General features: G+C 48.6%; 14 protein-coding genes. 7 read left to right on the forward strand and 7 right to left on the reverse strand.

What is annotated here, in order from left to right; translation table 11 throughout:
* Positions 1-650 precede the first annotated feature (650 nt).
* The 3 genes from DW677_RS07560 (at position 651) to DW677_RS07570 (ending at position 1,969) form a co-directional block, all read left to right on the forward strand.
* Positions 651-1,247, forward strand: a complete 597-nt coding sequence (locus tag DW677_RS07560; protein WP_117470352.1) for a lactate utilization protein — start codon at positions 651-653, stop codon at positions 1,245-1,247.
* Positions 1,248-1,258: 11 nt separating this feature from the next.
* Positions 1,259-1,675, forward strand: a complete 417-nt coding sequence (locus tag DW677_RS07565; RefSeq protein ID WP_015553710.1) for a CBS domain-containing protein — start codon at positions 1,259-1,261, stop codon at positions 1,673-1,675.
* 123 nt (positions 1,676-1,798) lie between these two features.
* Positions 1,799-1,969, forward strand: a complete 171-nt coding sequence (locus DW677_RS07570; protein WP_021903995.1) for a DUF1540 domain-containing protein — start codon at positions 1,799-1,801, stop codon at positions 1,967-1,969.
* A gap of 84 nt (positions 1,970-2,053) precedes the next feature.
* Here the strand turns inward: DW677_RS07570 and DW677_RS07575 are convergent, their stop codons facing one another.
* The 7 genes from DW677_RS07575 to ileS form a co-directional block, all read right to left on the reverse strand.
* Positions 2,054-2,677 carry a manganese catalase family protein gene (locus tag DW677_RS07575; RefSeq protein ID WP_117484349.1) on the reverse strand — a complete coding sequence of 208 codons (624 nt, stop codon included), beginning with the start codon at positions 2,675-2,677 and terminating at the stop codon, positions 2,054-2,056.
* 1 nt (position 2,678) lies between these two features.
* The gene (locus DW677_RS07580; protein ID WP_242992124.1) at positions 2,679-3,053 is read right to left on the reverse strand and encodes a spore coat protein CotJB; all 375 of its coding nucleotides are present in this window, start codon (positions 3,051-3,053) and stop codon (positions 2,679-2,681) included.
* The gene (locus tag DW677_RS07585; RefSeq protein WP_117566794.1) at positions 3,050-3,322 is read right to left on the reverse strand and encodes a spore coat associated protein CotJA; all 273 of its coding nucleotides are present in this window, start codon (positions 3,320-3,322) and stop codon (positions 3,050-3,052) included. The genes DW677_RS07580 and DW677_RS07585 overlap by 4 nt, the downstream gene beginning before the upstream one ends.
* A gap of 162 nt (positions 3,323-3,484) precedes the next feature.
* On the reverse strand, positions 3,485-4,348 hold the full coding sequence (locus DW677_RS07590) for a M23 family metallopeptidase (protein ID WP_242990629.1): 864 nt from the start codon (positions 4,346-4,348) through the stop codon (positions 3,485-3,487).
* Positions 4,349-4,439: 91 nt separating this feature from the next.
* Positions 4,440-5,309, reverse strand: coding sequence for a SpoIID/LytB domain-containing protein (locus DW677_RS07595; RefSeq protein WP_165860034.1), 870 nt, complete (start codon positions 5,307-5,309; stop codon positions 4,440-4,442).
* 165 nt (positions 5,310-5,474) lie between these two features.
* Positions 5,475-7,931 carry a glycogen/starch/alpha-glucan phosphorylase gene (locus tag DW677_RS07600; RefSeq protein ID WP_117566796.1) on the reverse strand — a complete coding sequence of 819 codons (2,457 nt, stop codon included), beginning with the start codon at positions 7,929-7,931 and terminating at the stop codon, positions 5,475-5,477.
* 182 nt (positions 7,932-8,113) lie between these two features.
* The gene (ileS, locus tag DW677_RS07605; RefSeq protein ID WP_117470347.1) at positions 8,114-11,317 is read right to left on the reverse strand and encodes an isoleucine--tRNA ligase; all 3,204 of its coding nucleotides are present in this window, start codon (positions 11,315-11,317) and stop codon (positions 8,114-8,116) included.
* A 948-nt stretch (positions 11,318-12,265) separates the two neighbouring features.
* Between ileS and DW677_RS07610 the strand changes: the two genes are divergently transcribed.
* The 4 genes from DW677_RS07610 to DW677_RS07625 all read left to right on the forward strand — a co-directional run.
* On the forward strand, positions 12,266-13,723 hold the full coding sequence (locus tag DW677_RS07610) for a nicotinate phosphoribosyltransferase (RefSeq protein ID WP_117566797.1): 1,458 nt from the start codon (positions 12,266-12,268) through the stop codon (positions 13,721-13,723).
* A 39-nt stretch (positions 13,724-13,762) separates the two neighbouring features.
* The gene (locus tag DW677_RS07615) at positions 13,763-14,341 is read left to right on the forward strand and encodes a TIGR01440 family protein (RefSeq protein WP_117504154.1); all 579 of its coding nucleotides are present in this window, start codon (positions 13,763-13,765) and stop codon (positions 14,339-14,341) included.
* A gap of 98 nt (positions 14,342-14,439) precedes the next feature.
* Entirely contained in the window at positions 14,440-14,922 is a 483-nt protein-coding gene (locus DW677_RS07620; RefSeq protein WP_347473079.1) for a transposase, read from the forward strand.
* A 169-nt stretch (positions 14,923-15,091) separates the two neighbouring features.
* Positions 15,092-15,769: transposase (locus tag DW677_RS07625; protein ID WP_181968322.1), on the forward strand; the 678-nt coding region annotated here is incomplete at its 3' end.

Below are 15,769 nucleotides of genomic sequence, written 5' to 3' on the forward strand. Positions count from 1 at the left end.
TGAAGCTGTATGGAACTTCCATACAGCTTCTTTTTTTATATCTATCATAGTTTTCATTAATAGAAAATTGTAGAATATCAATATAAAATGTGATATGCTGTAAACGCTGCCGAACCTCCAGCAGAAAGGAGGTGTGCGTCCATGACAGAATTGTTCACCACATTTCTTGTCTCTGTTATAGCAGGTGTAGTTAGCTGCTACATATGCAAATGGCTGGACAGAGATAAATAGGCAGCAACAGCCTATGCGGAGTGGTTCACCGTAACGAACAAGAAAACCCCAGAGGTGGCAGCCTCTGGGGTTTTTGCGTCGCATGAGAAAAGTTCACCACATTTCTTAGCTGCCTACATCATATTCTATTTTTTTTTAAATGTCAATATGATATCAAAATCACCCATCCAAAGAACTCCAGACCGAAACCTATTTCCATACGCTATGACTTATTTCAATTTTTTTCACAAATAATTCATGTTTTCTTCCCTCTTTTTGTTACAATTTATGCTATAATATCTATGAATGAGTCATGGTAAAGTATCATGACTCTATTTACGCAAGAAAAAGCTGATCCGCTGCTGCTTTGGGACCGGTTTTTGCGTCACTGACCCGGCGGCTGCTGCCGTCTGTACCAGAAGGAGGAACATCGAGAACTTATGGATTACCCTGTATTAAAAAAGAACTTCGAAAACCATCGTTTCCATACATCATATTTTGAGACAAAGGAGGAAGCTGCAGCTTATCTTGCTGAGCAGATCAAAGGTGAGACCGTTGGCTTCGGTGGCTGTATGACCGCAAAAGAGATGGATCTCTTTGAGATCCTCAAAAAAAACAACGAAGTGATCTGGCACTGGGAACAGGGACCGGATGCAAGGATCCGGGCAAAAAAAGAATCTACCGTATACATACTGAGCGCAAATGCCGCTGCAGAGACCGGTCAGATCATCAACATTGACGGAAGCGGAAACCGTCTTTCCGAGAGCTTATTTGGACCGAAACGAGTATACTATGTGATCGGAAAAAATAAGATCGCGCCGGATCTGTCCTCCGCAATGGACCGCGCGAGAAATATCGCCTGTCCAAAGAACGCGGCGCGTTTTAATAAGAAGACTCCATGCGTCGTGTCCGATGACAAAAAGTGCTATGACTGCAACAGTCCGGAGCGGATCTGTAACGCGATCCTGATCTTAGAACGCCCCTGTACCGGAATGGAAGTTGAAATGGTATTTATCAATGAAGATCTTGGATATTAAAGGAGAGACACATGAATATTCTGTTTTTTCTAACACCAAAGAATGATGTGGCATTTATTTATTCCGACGCGAACCTCAGAGAAGCGATCGACCTGATGGAGGCGCACGGCTATTCCGCCCTGCCGATTCTCACAAAGCAGGGACGGTATGCGGGAACGCTGACAGAAGGTGATCTGCTCTGGTACATGAAGAGCCATCTGAACCAGAGTTTAAAGGATATGGAGCTGATCTCCGTCATGGAGGTAAAGCGCCGTCAGGACAACAGCCCGGTAAACGCCGGAGCAAAGATGGAAGATCTGCTGGATAAGGCGATGCAGCAGAACTTCGTCCCGGTACTCGATGACAATAAATCCTTTATCGGAATTATCACGAGACGTGATATCATGAAATATTTTTCCGGTTCCTATAAGAAAACAGGAAATGCTTAAGTTATTGGATTCCGGGTGAAATGGCTTTTTTCAGACCGTCGCATAAGTTCCTGTCATTTTCTTCCAGCATCATTTTCTGCCGTCCGGTTATACTGATACCATCCCAGAAAAAGGTGGTGAGAAATGATGAATCAGGAAAAGAACGACAGCATCCAGTGCTCGATCCATAACTGCGTGCATCATGCGGAAAATGTGGATTACTGCACCTTAGACCGTATCCATGTAGGAACGCATGAACTCAATCCTACAAAAAAGGAATGTACCGACTGTGATTCCTTCCAGTGCAAGATGTAGTCCGGTCTGATGTTTGACGAGAAAAGAGATCCCTTCCTCCCATAAATTTTATGGAAAAGGAACGGGATCTCTTTTTCTATTCTTCTACCGTGAATTTCCCACCGCAGCCGGCTGCGGATCGAAGCTCGGGTTGAAGGCGTAGAAGTTTCTGGAGTCCAGCTTCTCCTGAAGACCGCGAAGAGCTTCTCCGAAACGCTGGAAGTGGACGATCTCACGCTTCCTTAAGAAACGGATCGGTTCGCAGACATCGGGATCTGTCACGACACGAAGAATGTTGTCGTAGGTGCTCCGGGCTTTCTGTTCCGCAGCAAGATCCTCGAAGAGATCCGTCACAGGATCGCCCTTCGACTGGAACTCGCAGGCGTTAAAGGGCACACCGCCAGCCGCCTGAGGCCAGATCCCCGTGGTATGGTCGATATAGTACGGGCCGAATCCCTGCGCTTCCAGCTCCTCCGCTGTTAAGTTTCTCGTGAGCTGGTGAACGATCGCCGCAACGATCTCCAGATGGGCGAGCTCCTCCGTTCCGATATCCGTCAGAACCGCTTTCTGCTCCCCATACGGCATTGAGTAGCGCTGGGAGAGATAACGCATGGATGCACCCATCTCGCCGTCGGGTCCACCATACTGACTCATAATAAACTGCGCCATCTTCGCATTCGGTTCCTTTATATTTACCGGAAACTGCAATCTTTTTTCGTAGACCCACATCTTAGCATCCTCCTTCCCATGGCCATTTTTCAGTTACCCAGTTCCAGGACATGGACGTGACATCGGTGTATCTCAGCGGCCCAAACCGCCTCTCATAGGCAGCCATGGACTGGTCACGCATATCACGGACCGCTTTGTAATAGCGAAGCGCATCCTGATTTTCCGGATGAGTGTCTAAGAACAGGGCAACGTCGTCCATCGCAAAACCGGCTTCCATGATCTGACGCATCAACAGCTCTTTATCCTGAACGGTCATGCCCCCGGCGCTCTGACACGTACTGCACGCAGGCATCACATCCTGCGCTGACAGGCGGGAGTCACTCACAGGTTCTGCCGGCATTCCCGGCATCATGCTGCATCGATATAGTTCCCTCATCTTCTGCACCTCCCCACGGCAAATGGAAGATCCAGGGACGGGAAGATCGTTCCCCGGACAAAACCTCTGGCTAACGGATATATGGTCCCCCACATCTGCATCGGAACATATCCCATTCCTATCGGAAATCTTGGATCATTGTCGTCAAAACAAAAGTTGGCCATCGGACGCACAACAGGTCCCGGGCCGGAAATATCAGACAGACTTCTGCCGCAGCCGCAGGACGGACCCATAGCGGTATCCGGCAGATCGGAATTTCTGCAATTCATATGCGGATGTCTCCTTTATTTGTTCTGATATTAGAATATGCATCTTTGGCACGTTAGTGCCTTTTATGCAACAGGGAATTTCCTGTTATATAAAAAGCCTCCAGAGAGCTTCCCTGAAGGCTTTTTGGCTTAACTTTGCAAATTACGTGTAATCGTGATCTCTCACTCCAGAAAATCCAGCGCATCCACCGGCACGCCGTCCTTCAGAAACTCGAAGAACACATTCGTGCCTTCCACCGCGTAGTATTTTGTCGGCTCGGCGACATAGCCCAGAAGATCCCCCTGTCGGACATATTCATTTTCTACCACAGGGATCTCTTTCAACTGGCCGCAGACGGCAGTATAGCCGTTTCCCAAATCGAGATCAACATAATTACCGATCTCCTCGTTTGTCCCAACAGAGACCACTCTGGCGTCCGCCGGAGCCGATACCGGGGTGCTGACCTCGCTCTGGATCACATTGGCGGGATTGACTTTGTACTGGTCCAGGGTCGGGAAGTAGGTCGTGGTGTCCATGCAGTAGCCAAGAACGATATTTCCGGTCACAGGCCAGGAGAGCTTATCTGTGTCTGCGAAATCGAGGACCAAGGATTCGCTGACAGCGGCACCGGCTTCCGCCATGGAATGATCGCCTGTCAGGGCGCTATCTGATGCATCAGCAAGACCAGTATCCATCGAAATTTCTCCGGCAAAATTGCCGGGATCAGCGCCAGTTCCGGCACCATTCTTATTGTCTGCCAGACCGACAGCCGTGCCGTCCCCAGCAAGTTCCCCATTCCCGGCTTCATCTCCGGATGCCGCCAGTTCCCCCGCCAGTGTATCGCCGCCGGACTCCGCTCCTGCGTTGGAATCCCCCGCGATCACATGGTCCGGGTCTTCGATCTCCAGATAGGGGCTCTCTCCGATATTTTCTCTCCCCTTCTGGATTCTTACAGCGCCTGCTGCCGCAACAATAGTCAACAGGCCAAGTACGAGCATGACAAGGACAAATTTGTCCTTGAAAATCTGATTTCCTCTTTCTTTCACGTTTATCACCTCGGTAATATTCTTACCCGCGGCGGTGAAGTTATACACGAAATCATACTTTTTTCTGGAAGTATCCACCTTTTATCTTCTTTTACTCCGCAATTTTCACGATCTCAATCCCCTGAAAATAATATTTCAACAGTTCCCGGAACTCACTCCCCTGCTCTCTCTCCATCGCATCCGCCCCAGCCTGGGAGAATCCGTATCCGCTGCCGATCCCCTTCGATGACACCCGGATCTTCCCGTCCGCAGACGAAAAATGAAAGCAGGACGATAAAAGCCCCAAAGAATACCGGACCTCATCCCCGCTGTAATCCATATCCCCGATCTGAACCCGCTTCACATACCCGGCATCATCCCGCTCGATGATCTGGATTTTTTCCGCAATGCCGTCCGCTCCCGGGCGCGGACCGCCGATTCTTCCGATCTTATCCGCAAACTCCGCTTCCGTAAAGGTCCGGACGCATAAAAATTCTCCTGCCTCCAGATCTCCCGGACTCTCCACCGAACAGATATATGGATATGCGGCAAGTTCCCTCGTTTTTCCTGCCGACGCTTCACAGTAGAACGGCTCGATCAGCTCCCCGTCGTACTCCGCAACGAGTCCTTCTGTCTCCTGCACCGCGGTACGGATCTTCCCGTAATACTCTTTAAAATGTTCTTTCCCCCATTTTTTCTCCATCTCCCTCATGCTGAGACAATCTATGTCCAGTTCCTCTTCCCGGATACGTTCCAGCCCCGGATCCACAAGCCGGTAGATATATGTCCTCGCAAGCACCGCCTGTGCTTTTAATGTCTCGATCCCGTACTCTGCCGGAATCTCCGCCGCAACGACTCCGGTAAGAAACTCTTCCGCCGGGACCTCCGCCCCCGAATCCGTCCGGATCCGGCCTGTCCACGCCAGCGTTGTCACATAGGGGATCATGACCGTCATCCATAAGACCATAAAAAAACGCTTCATAAAAAATACCCGCCTCATACACCTGTGATACCGGATTTCAGATCCTGAAGTCTTCCGGGCAGATTGCCCGAAAAACTCCCTTCCGAATTTTTCTGATATCACTATTGTATGAGACGGGTCTGTTTTTTATGTTATCCGTAACTGTCAAGTACCTTCACAGTTACATTATTTCAGCTCTACCTTGATCTTCTCAAGATGCCAGATATCCCTTACATACTCTTCGATCGTACGGTCAGAGGAGAACTTTCCTGCGGATGCGGTATTGAGCATCGCAGTTCTTGCCCACCACTTCTCATCGCGGTATGCCTGGTCGATCTTCTTATGTGCTTCCGCATAGGAACGGAAGTCCTTTAAGATAAAGTAGGTATCTGCGCGGTCGCTGCTCTGGGTGTTGAGTAGGGAGTTGTAGATATCGCGGAACAGCTCCGGATCCTGCGGAGAATAGTAGCCGTTGATGAGCTGCATCAGCACACGGCGGATATCCTGATCATTGTTGAAGATATCCATCGGGTTGTAGCCGCCGTTGTTTTCAAGGTTGATGATCTCATCTGCGGACGCACCGAAGATGAACATATTCTCCTTGCCGACTTCCTCTGCCATTTCCACATTTGCTCCGTCCATGGTTCCGATCGTCAGAGCGCCGTTCAACATGAACTTCATGTTTCCGGTCCCGGATGCTTCCTTGCTTGCTGTGGAGATCTGCTCGCTGACATCCGCAGCGGAGAAGATCAGCTCTGCGTTGGATACACGGTAATCTTCAATGAATACGACCTTTAATTTGCCGCCGATGGACTTATCGTTGTTGATCACATCAGCCACATTGTTGATGAGCTTGATGGTCAGTTTTGCACGCTTATATCCGGCTGCTGCTTTCGCACCGAAGATGAAGGTTCTCGGAACGATGTCCATATTCGGGTTATCTTTTAACTGGTTATAGAGATACATCACATGAAGGATGTTCATGAGCTGTCTCTTGTATTCATGAAGACGTTTTACCTGAACATCGAAGATGGATCGCGGATCGACATCGATGCCGTTGTGCTCCTTGATGTACTTTGCAAGACGGATCTTGTTCTGGTACTTAATATTCATGAATTCCTGCTGGCACTTCTCATCATCCACATAAACAGAAAGCTTTTTAATATTGGAGAGATCTGTGATCCACTCATTTCCGATCTTATCGGTCACCCAATCTGCAAGCAGCGGGTTGCCGTGAAGCAGGAAACGTCTCTGGGTAATACCATTTGTTTTATTATTAAACTTCTCCGGCATCATCTCATAGAAGTCACGAAGCTCCTGTTTCTCAAGGATCTCTGTGTGAAGCTTCGCAACACCGTTTACAGAGAAGCTGCCGACGATTGCAAGGTAAGCCATGCGGACCTGTCCGTCGTAAATGATCGCCATTCTGCGGATCTTCTCGTTGTCACCCGGATATCTCTGCTGGATCTGGGCTACAAAACGGCGGTTGATCTCCTCAACGATCTGGTAAACACGCGGAAGCAGACGGGAGAACAGCTCGATCGGCCATTTTTCAAGAGCTTCAGCCATGATGGTGTGGTTTGTGTAGGCACAGGTCTTTGTCGTGATCTCCCAGGCCTCATCCCACTCTAAGTTCTCCTCGTCAAGTAAGATACGCATTAACTCAGCAACCGCAACGGTCGGATGTGTATCGTTTAACTGGAAGGATGCCTTCTCATAGAATTTATGGATATCGTCATGCTTTTCCTTGTACTTTTTGATGGCACGCTGAACACTGGCAGAAATAAAGAAATACTGCTGTTTTAAGCGAAGCTCTTTTCCGGAATAATGGTTATCATTCGGGTAAAGGACCTCAACGATGGTCTTCGCCAGATTCTCCTGCTCAACAGCTTTCTGGTAATCGCCCTTGTCGAACTCGCTTAAGTTGAAGGTATTCACCGGCTGTGCATCCCAGATTCTTAAAGAGTTTACAACATTGTTGCCGTATCCCATGATCGGAATATCATACGGAACCGCCATAACGGACTGGTAGCCCTTCTGTACGAAATGGTTTCTCTTTCCGTCCCATTCTGTCTCCACATAACCGCCGAATTTGACCTCCGTCGCATACTCTGCGCGGCGGATCTCAAACGGATAGCCGTCCTTCAACCACTCATCCGGGACCTCGATCTGATATCCGTCACGGATCTGCTGTTTGAACATTCCATAACGATAACGGATGCCGCAGCCATATGCCGGATAGCCTAAAGATGCAAGAGAATCCAAAAAGCATGCCGCAAGACGTCCAAGACCGCCGTTTCCGAGTGCCGGATCCCGTTCCTGATCCTCAATGGAATTCAGGTCAAAGCCCAGTTCAGAAAGTGCCTCCTCGATTTCCTTCTGCTCACAGAGGCTGATGATATTGTTGCCGAGGAAACGACCGGTTAAAAACTCCATGGACATGTAGTAAACGATCTTCGCATCCTGCTTGTCGTACTCTTTATGAGTCGCGATCCAGCGGTCGATGATCATGTCCTTAACTGCAAGTGCGACAGCCTGGTAAACCATAGCCGGAGTCGCCTCGTCGATCGTTTTGCGGTAGATGCTCTTTACGTTAAACACAATGGTCTTCTTCAGTTCATCCTTGTTAATTGTCTGACTCACCCCTAAAGTCCTCCTTTATACTCTCTTAATGGCCGGATCCCGCGCCATGCCTCTTCAGGCCGCGTCTGTGATCCGGTCAATGTGAACCCCTTATTTACAGGAAGGTTCCGCATTGCGGGTCTGTCCATAAATATTGTTCATGAAATCCCCGCGCTGCGGAACTTTTTCCTGTTGTCATCCGTCTATTTTGTCACTTTCACTACGCCGAATACAACATCCTCGCCGTTGATGTTCCATTCCTTCGTGTAGCCAGCCATCTCACCAAGCATAATGTTGTCAGCCATGACCTCGCTCTTTAACTCGTCCGCGTACTTCTTGATCAGATCTGCGATCTTCTCATTCTTGTCCGCGTAAACGTAGATGTGGTCCATAACCTCGAATCCAGCCTCTTTACGCATGGTCTGGATCTTGCTGACGATCTCACGGTAGAAGCCTTCCTCGAGAAGCTCCGGTGTCAGTGTTGTATCGAGAACAACGGTCACGGTGTTGTCTGCCTCGGATACATAGCCTTCTGTCTGTGCCATGTCGATCAGAAGGTCATCCTTTGTGAGAACAACTTCATTTCCGTCAAAGTTGAAGGTCAGAGCGCCCTTCTCGTTTAAGGTATCCATCGCAGCATTTCCGTCAAGCTCCGTCAGGGCTTTCTTGATATTTCCGAGCTGTTTTCCGTACTTCGGTCCTACCGTCTTAAGCTGCGGCTTGAAGGTGTAGGAGGTAAAGCTTCTCACATCGTCCGTGAACTCTACGGACTTCACGTTTAACTCGTCCTCGATGATCTCCTGGTAGAACTCCGGAAGCTTCTCCGGTGCCTTTACGAACATCTTTGCGATCGGCTGACGGTTCTTGATGTTTGCGGTATTTCTTGCCGCACGTCCCATCACAACGATCTTTAAGACTTCATCCATCTTTGCTTCCAGCTCGGCATCGATATGTGCCTCATCAACGGTCGGGAAGTCGCAGAGGTGGATGCTCTCCGGAGCTGTCTTGTCAATGGATCTTACAAGGTTCTGGTAGATCTCCTCCGTCATGAACGGGATCATCGGAGCTGCTGCCTTACTGATCGTCACGAGTGCTGTGTAAAGAGTCATATAAGCGTTGATCTTATCCTGCTCCATGCCCTTTGCCCAGAAACGCTCACGGCTTCTTCTGACATACCAGTTACTCATGTCATCCACAAACTCCTGGAGTGCTCTTGCTGCCTCCGGGATGCGGTAGTTCGCAAGGTCATCATCCACTGCCTTTACCGTAGAATTCAACTTGGATAACAGCCATTTATCCATAACCGGAAGCTTATCGTACTCCAGTGTGTACTTGGTCGCGTCAAAGTTATCAATATTCGCATAGAGAACGAAGAATGCATAGGTGTTCCAGAGAGTACCCATGAACTTTCTCTGTCCTTCCATAACGGCCTTTCCATGGAAGCGGTTCGGCAGCCACGGTGCGCTGTTGATGTAGAAGTACCAGCGGATCGCGTCGGCACCATATGTCTTCAGGGCGTCGAACGGATCGACAGCGTTTCCTTTGGACTTACTCATCTTCTGTCCGTTCTCATCCTGAACGTGACCGAGAACGATAACGTTCTGGTACGGCGGCTCATTAAAGAGCAGCGTGGACTCAGCGAGCAGGGAGTAGAACCATCCTCTTGTCTGGTCAACGGCCTCAGAGATAAACTGTGCCGGGAACTGTTTGTGGAAAAGCTCCTGGTTCTCAAACGGATAGTGATGCTGTGCGAACGGCATTGCGCCGGAGTCGAACCAGCAGTCAATAACCTCCGGTACACGGTGCATTTCTTTTCCGCAGTCCGGGCAGGTGATCACTACATCATCGATAAACGGACGGTGAAGCTCAACCTCCCCCTTGTCTCCGTCCATCTCCTTGCTGTATTTCTTTACAACATCCTGATAGTTCGGGCTCATCTTCTTTAATTCTTCACGGCTGCCGATGCAGTGCATCTTTCCGCACTCACACTGCCATACCGGAAGAGGTGTGCCCCAGTAACGGTTTCTGGAGATTCCCCAGTCCTGAACGTTCTCCAGCCAGTCGCCGAAGCGTCCTTTACCGATGGATTCCGGAATCCAGTTGATCTTATTGTTGTTGCGGATCAGGTCATCCTTCACCGCTGTCATCTTGATGAACCAGGACTCTCTCGCATAGTAGATCAACGGTGTGTCACAGCGCCAGCAGAACGGGTAGCTGTGCTCGAATGCCGGTGCCTCGAATAACAGACCTTTTTCCTTTAAGTCTTTTAAGACCATCGGATCCGCTTTCTTCACGAATACGCCTGCATACGGAGTTTCCTTTGTCATGTCGCCCTTTGCATCTACAAGCTGTACAAACGGGAGATCATAACGACGGCCTACCTGGGCATCGTCCTCACCAAAAGCCGGTGCAATGTGTACCACGCCGGTACCGTCTGTCAGGGTAACATAATCTGCGCATGTCACGAAGTATGCTTTCTTGTGCTGTTTCTCACAGATCTCAACTGCGCAGTCGAATAACGGCTCGTACTCCTTGTACTCAAGGTCCTTACCTGTGTAAGTCTCGAGGATCTCGTAAGCAGGAGTTCCGTTCTCCTTGTCAGCAAGCTTCCCGAGAACAGTGTCAAGAAGAGCTTCCGCCATGTAGTAGGTATAGCCGTCTGCGGCCTTTACTTTTGCGTATGTCTCTTTCGGGTTTACGCAGAGTGCCACGTTGCTCGGAAGAGTCCACGGAGTCGTTGTCCATGCAAGGAAGTATGCGTCCTCGCCTTTTACTTTGAAGCGGGCGATGGCAGATTTCTCTTTTACATCCTTATATCCCTGGGCAACCTCATGGCTGGAAAGCGGTGTTCCGCAGCGCGGGCAGTACGGAACGATCTTAAAGCCCTTATATAAAAGTCCCTTATCCCAGATCTGTTTTAATGCCCACCATTCGGATTCGATATAGTCATCATGGTAGGTAACATACGGATTATCCATATCAGCCCAGAAACCAACGGTGCTGGAGAAATCCTCCCACATTCCTTTGTATTTCCAGACGCTCTCTTTACATTTCTCGATGAACGGCTCAACACCGTACTGCTCGATCTGCTCTTTTCCGTCGAGACCAAGAAGCTTCTCGACCTCAAGCTCTACCGGAAGTCCGTGGGTATCCCATCCGGCCTTACGCGGAACCATATAGCCCTTCATGGTGCGGTATCTCGGGATCATATCCTTGATGACACGGGTAAGTACGTGTCCGATATGCGGCTTGCCGTTTGCGGTAGGCGGTCCGTCATAAAATACGTATGGGGTTCCTTTTCTGCGGCTGTCGATACTCTTTTCAAAGATCTTTTCGTCTTTCCAGAATTTCTCAACCTGTTTTTCCCTGTCCACAAAGTTCAGGTCTGTTGATACTTTCTCGTACATGACACATTTCCTCCAATCAATGTTTTGCGCATAACTTTCTCGTTGTTATGCTCTTCGTGTTTTGTGTGTCGTATGCTGAATCAGTAATAAAAAAGCCCCGTTCTCAATGAGAACAGGGCGAAAATAACGCTTTTAACCACCTATTGCTGCATACTGACATATGAGTTCCCTTTAACGGCGGAATCACCGGGTACACTTACTTTCCAAAAGCAGTACCGCTTTCAGGGTTCAGCTTCCAGCTCGGGAGTGATCTTCCTTTCACGAAAAAGCACCGGGCTTCCATCGTCCCCGGCTCGCTTTGGCTTTCTGCTTGTGAACCTACTGTCTCCGTCATGGCTTTTTTCTATGGATTGTCTGAATGTAACCATCGAATCTGTTCATAGTTACATTTTTTACACTCAGACAAAATAATGATGTTGGGGTCAAAAGGTCTTTTGCCCCCTTTGATACCGGATTGTTTCGCACTACGTGCTTCCACAATCCTCAAAACATTCATAATCCGCTCATTTTTCTACGAAAAATGGCTACTTATTCATGTTTTAGGCGGGTCCCAAGGTCAAAAATCCTCTTGCAAGCAAGCTTGCATCAGATTTCCGACCTTTTGACCTTGGTATCAAAATAATTATAGTAATAAGGTATTTAAAAGTCAAGGGAATCCCTCGGGAGTTGCGAAATCTTTCCATATTGATGCCGTCTTCCTGTTTTCTTTCTTAACTTTTTAGGCACATTTTACGTTCTTTTGAAGTGTTCGTTACTTTTTTAACACGCAATTTGCCTTTTCGCACAAGAACTGATATAATCAACCACAACACGTTTGACAGCCGCCCGGTTCTTTTGGGGTGAACCGCACTTAAGCTGTCGTTATCGTCCGGCATTTTTATACGCTCCGGACTGCTGCGTTTAATATTCCGCTGACACTTACCGCGGAGAAATTTAAGGAGAAACATTATGAGCAAACGAAACCTGACGCTGCTTACAGATCTCTACGAGCTGACCATGATGCAGGGTTACTTTCATGCAAAGGATGCAAATGAGACTGTCATCTTCGACGCATTCTACCGCACAAATCCGGATGGAAACGGATTTGCCATCACGGCCGGCTTAGAGCAGGTTGTCGAATACATCGAAAATTTACACTTTGATAAGGAAGATATCGATTATCTCCGCACCACAGGACTCTTCGGGGAAGATTTTCTGGAGTACCTCTCCACCTTTAAATTCACCGGTGATATCTACGCGATCCCGGAAGGAACCGTCGTATTCCCGAGAGAACCGCTCGTAAAGGTCATCGCCCCGATCATGCAGGCCCAGCTTGTTGAGACCGCGATCTTAAATATCATCAACCACCAGAGCCTGATCGCAACAAAGACTTCCCGGATCGTCCATGCAGCACGCGGAGACGGAGTCATGGAGTTCGGTTTAAGACGTGCCCAGGGTCCGGATGCCGGAATCTACGGTGCGAGAGCCGCTATGATCGCCGGCTGTATCGGTACTTCCAACGTGCTCTGCGGCCAGATGTTCGACGTCCCGGTAAAAGGAACCCATGCCCACAGCTGGATCATGAGTTTCCCGGATGAGCTCACCGCCTTCCGCACCTACGCGCGACTCTATCCGACTGCATGTATCCTGTTAGTCGACACTTACGACACCTTAAATTCGGGTATCCCGCATGCGATCCAGGTATTCAAGGAGATGCGCGCCGAGGGAATCCCGCTTACCTTCTACGGAATCCGTATGGACAGCGGAGACCTCGCTTATCTCTCCAAAGAGGCGAAAAAAATGCTCGATGCGGAAGGTTTCACGGACGCTGTGATCTCCGCATCCAACGACCTTGATGAGACCCTGATCACAAGCTTAAAGAACCAGGGCGCGACCATCAACTCCTGGGGTGTCGGCACAAACCTGATCACCTCCAAGGACTGCCCGTCCTTCGGCGGTGTTTATAAGCTCGCGGCGATCATGGACAAGAAGACTGGAACCTTCATCCCGAAGATCAAGCTCTCCGAGAACGAGGAGAAGATCACAAACCCGGGCAACAAGACCACCTACCGTATCTACGGAAAGGACAGCCACAAGGTCATCGCTGATATCATCTGTCTCGTCGGCGAGACGTTCAATGAGGACGAGCCACTGTTGCTCTTTGACCCGATAGCGACATGGAAAAAGACACTCCTCGCTCCCGGAACTTATACGATGCGTGAGCTTCCGGTGCAGGTATTCAAGGACGGCGAGTGTGTCTACCACTCCCCGAAGGTCATGGATATCCAGAAATACTGCAAGGAAGAGCTCAATACCTTATGGGATGAGACAAAGCGTCTTGTAAACCCGCATGAAGTCCATGTGGATCTCTCTAAGCCGCTTTGGGATATGAAGCATGAGCTGTTAGACAAGTATCATTTTGAGTAAAACAGGAACTTCTTATAACTTTACCAGGAGGTAATTATCATGAGTGCAACAGATATCGCCACATCCATCGATGTGGATCTTGACTTAATTTATGAACAGACAAAAGCCGTTGCAGAGGAACTGATCGAGATCGCCAATATGAAACCGGGCCAGATTCTGGTTGTTGGCTGCTCCTCCAGCGAGATTGCTGCCCATGTGATTGGTTGCTACTCCAGCAGTGAAGTGGGTCAGGCTGTCTTCACCGCTCTCTCCAACGTGACAAAAAAACATGGTCTCTACCTCGCCGCCCAGTGCTGCGAGCACTTAAACCGCGCCCTGATCGTCGAGGAAGAGTGCGCCGAGAAATATGGCCTGGAGATGGTCAATGTAAAACCGCAGTTAAAGGCAGGCGGATCCTTCTCCACCGCCGCATGGAACGAATTCGAGCATCCATGCGCTGTGGAATATATCCAGGCACACGCCGGGATCGATATCGGTGACACCTTGATCGGTATGCATCTGCGCCATGTCGCCGTTCCGGTCCGCACCACCATCAAATCCATCGGCTCCGCCCATGTTGTCTGTGCGAGAACACGGCTCAAATATATCGGCGGCGAGCGGGCTGCTTATCAGAAATAAAAAAGGGGCTGTCGCACTAACGTGCGGCAGCTCATTTTATATATCCAACACAAAACGCCGAGCTTCGAAAAGCCCGGCGTTCGTGGTATAATCAGTTTATGCGACTAAACAAAATAATACAGAAGGATTATACCTCATTTTCGCTGTATTATCAAATTAAACTTCCGCTGGATTTAGAGATTTCTATTCCATCTGATGATCCAGTTCGTCCGGTAAGTGCCTTTGTGGAGGAAATGGACCTTTATGAACTATATAAAACTTATGGCAGGATCAGAAAAAATCAGGCAACGCCGCGTCAGATGCTGAAACTCGTTATCTATGCAGCAATGAATCGAATCTACTCAAGTCGAGATATCCGAAAAGCATGTAAACGGGATATCAACTTTATGTATCTCCTTGAAGGAATGCCTGCTCCTGATCATGCAACGATTGCGCGTTTTATCTCCCTACATTTTTCTGCCTGCGCAAAGGTTCTGCTTGCCCAAATGTCAGATCTGCTCTATCTTCTTGGTGAGATTTCGGGAAAGACCATTTTTATTGATGGCACCAAGATTGAATCGGCAGCCAATAAATATACCTGAATTATTCACGGCAAAGCCGTAATCGTGGCTGAAAGCCACATAGTTACTGTATTTTAATTGCATATTGCTTTTAATTGCTTTTCACTTGTTAAGTGAATAAAAAAGAGCATCCATTTGTGGTAAAATATAAGGTGTATAATCAAAATAAATACCAACAAAGGAGCCCTTTATGAGTATTGTAAACACCTTTTCACTTCAAAGCAATAGGCAAATTAAAATAAATTTTGATGGAGGCGACTTATCCTCCGATGCAGGCTTACTCCTCATCAAAGAGTTCATAAGCAGACTTGGCATTGAACGGATTTTAAACCGTTCATTTAAGACCAATGATTCTGCAGTGTTTCGATATCATACGGACAGGGATAACCTTCTCCAGATGATATATATGATCATGGCCGGTTACTTCGAAGATGATGCTTCGGATGAACTGACCAATGATCCTGTTTTTAAAGCTGTACTTGAAAAATCCGCATTAGCATCTCAGCCAACCGTATCAGGATTCTTTAACCGCATGGATGAAGATACTTTAAAGCAATTCCAGGAGATCAGCCGGATACTCAGAAAAAGGCTCTACAGCATCCAGATGCCTCAGGCCGTGATCCTGGATCTGGATTCCACGCTCCTCGCAGCATACGGCAAACAGGAAGGCAGGGCATTTAACTTCCATTATCAGAGTAATGGCTACCATCCGCTCGTCTGTTATGACAGAATCACTGGTGATCTGATAAAAATCCAACTCCGTGATGGAGCGGCTTATTCCTGTACCGGTGTAACCGATTTCCTGCAGCCGATTCTCGACGAGTACCTGAATGATTATCCAACCATCCATCTCCTGCTTCGCGGCGAT

The sequence above is a fragment of the Clostridium sp. AM25-23AC genome, assembly GCF_003435125.1.
In the GTDB taxonomy this organism is placed as follows: domain Bacteria; phylum Bacillota; class Clostridia; order Lachnospirales; family Lachnospiraceae; genus Pilosibacter; species Pilosibacter fragilis.

Coding starts and splice junctions, on each gene's coding strand:
- DW677_RS07565 (WP_015553710.1), top strand. CDS start 1,259: ATGAATATTCTGTTTTTTCTAACACCAAAGAATGATGTGGCATTTATT.
- DW677_RS07570 (WP_021903995.1), top strand. CDS start 1,799: ATGATGAATCAGGAAAAGAACGACAGCATCCAGTGCTCGATCCATAAC.
- DW677_RS07575 (WP_117484349.1), bottom strand. CDS start 2,677: ATGTGGGTCTACGAAAAAAGATTGCAGTTTCCGGTAAATATAAAGGAA.
- ileS (WP_117470347.1), bottom strand. CDS start 11,317: ATGTACGAGAAAGTATCAACAGACCTGAACTTTGTGGACAGGGAAAAA.
- DW677_RS07585 (WP_117566794.1), bottom strand. CDS start 3,322: ATGAATTGCAGAAATTCCGATCTGCCGGATACCGCTATGGGTCCGTCC.
- DW677_RS07580 (WP_242992124.1), bottom strand. CDS start 3,053: ATGAGGGAACTATATCGATGCAGCATGATGCCGGGAATGCCGGCAGAA.
- DW677_RS07610 (WP_117566797.1), top strand. CDS start 12,266: ATGAGCAAACGAAACCTGACGCTGCTTACAGATCTCTACGAGCTGACC.
- DW677_RS07620 (WP_347473079.1), top strand. CDS start 14,440: ATGCGACTAAACAAAATAATACAGAAGGATTATACCTCATTTTCGCTG.
- DW677_RS07560 (WP_117470352.1), top strand. CDS start 651: ATGGATTACCCTGTATTAAAAAAGAACTTCGAAAACCATCGTTTCCAT.
- DW677_RS07615 (WP_117504154.1), top strand. CDS start 13,763: ATGAGTGCAACAGATATCGCCACATCCATCGATGTGGATCTTGACTTA.
- DW677_RS07595 (WP_165860034.1), bottom strand. CDS start 5,309: ATGAAGCGTTTTTTTATGGTCTTATGGATGACGGTCATGATCCCCTAT.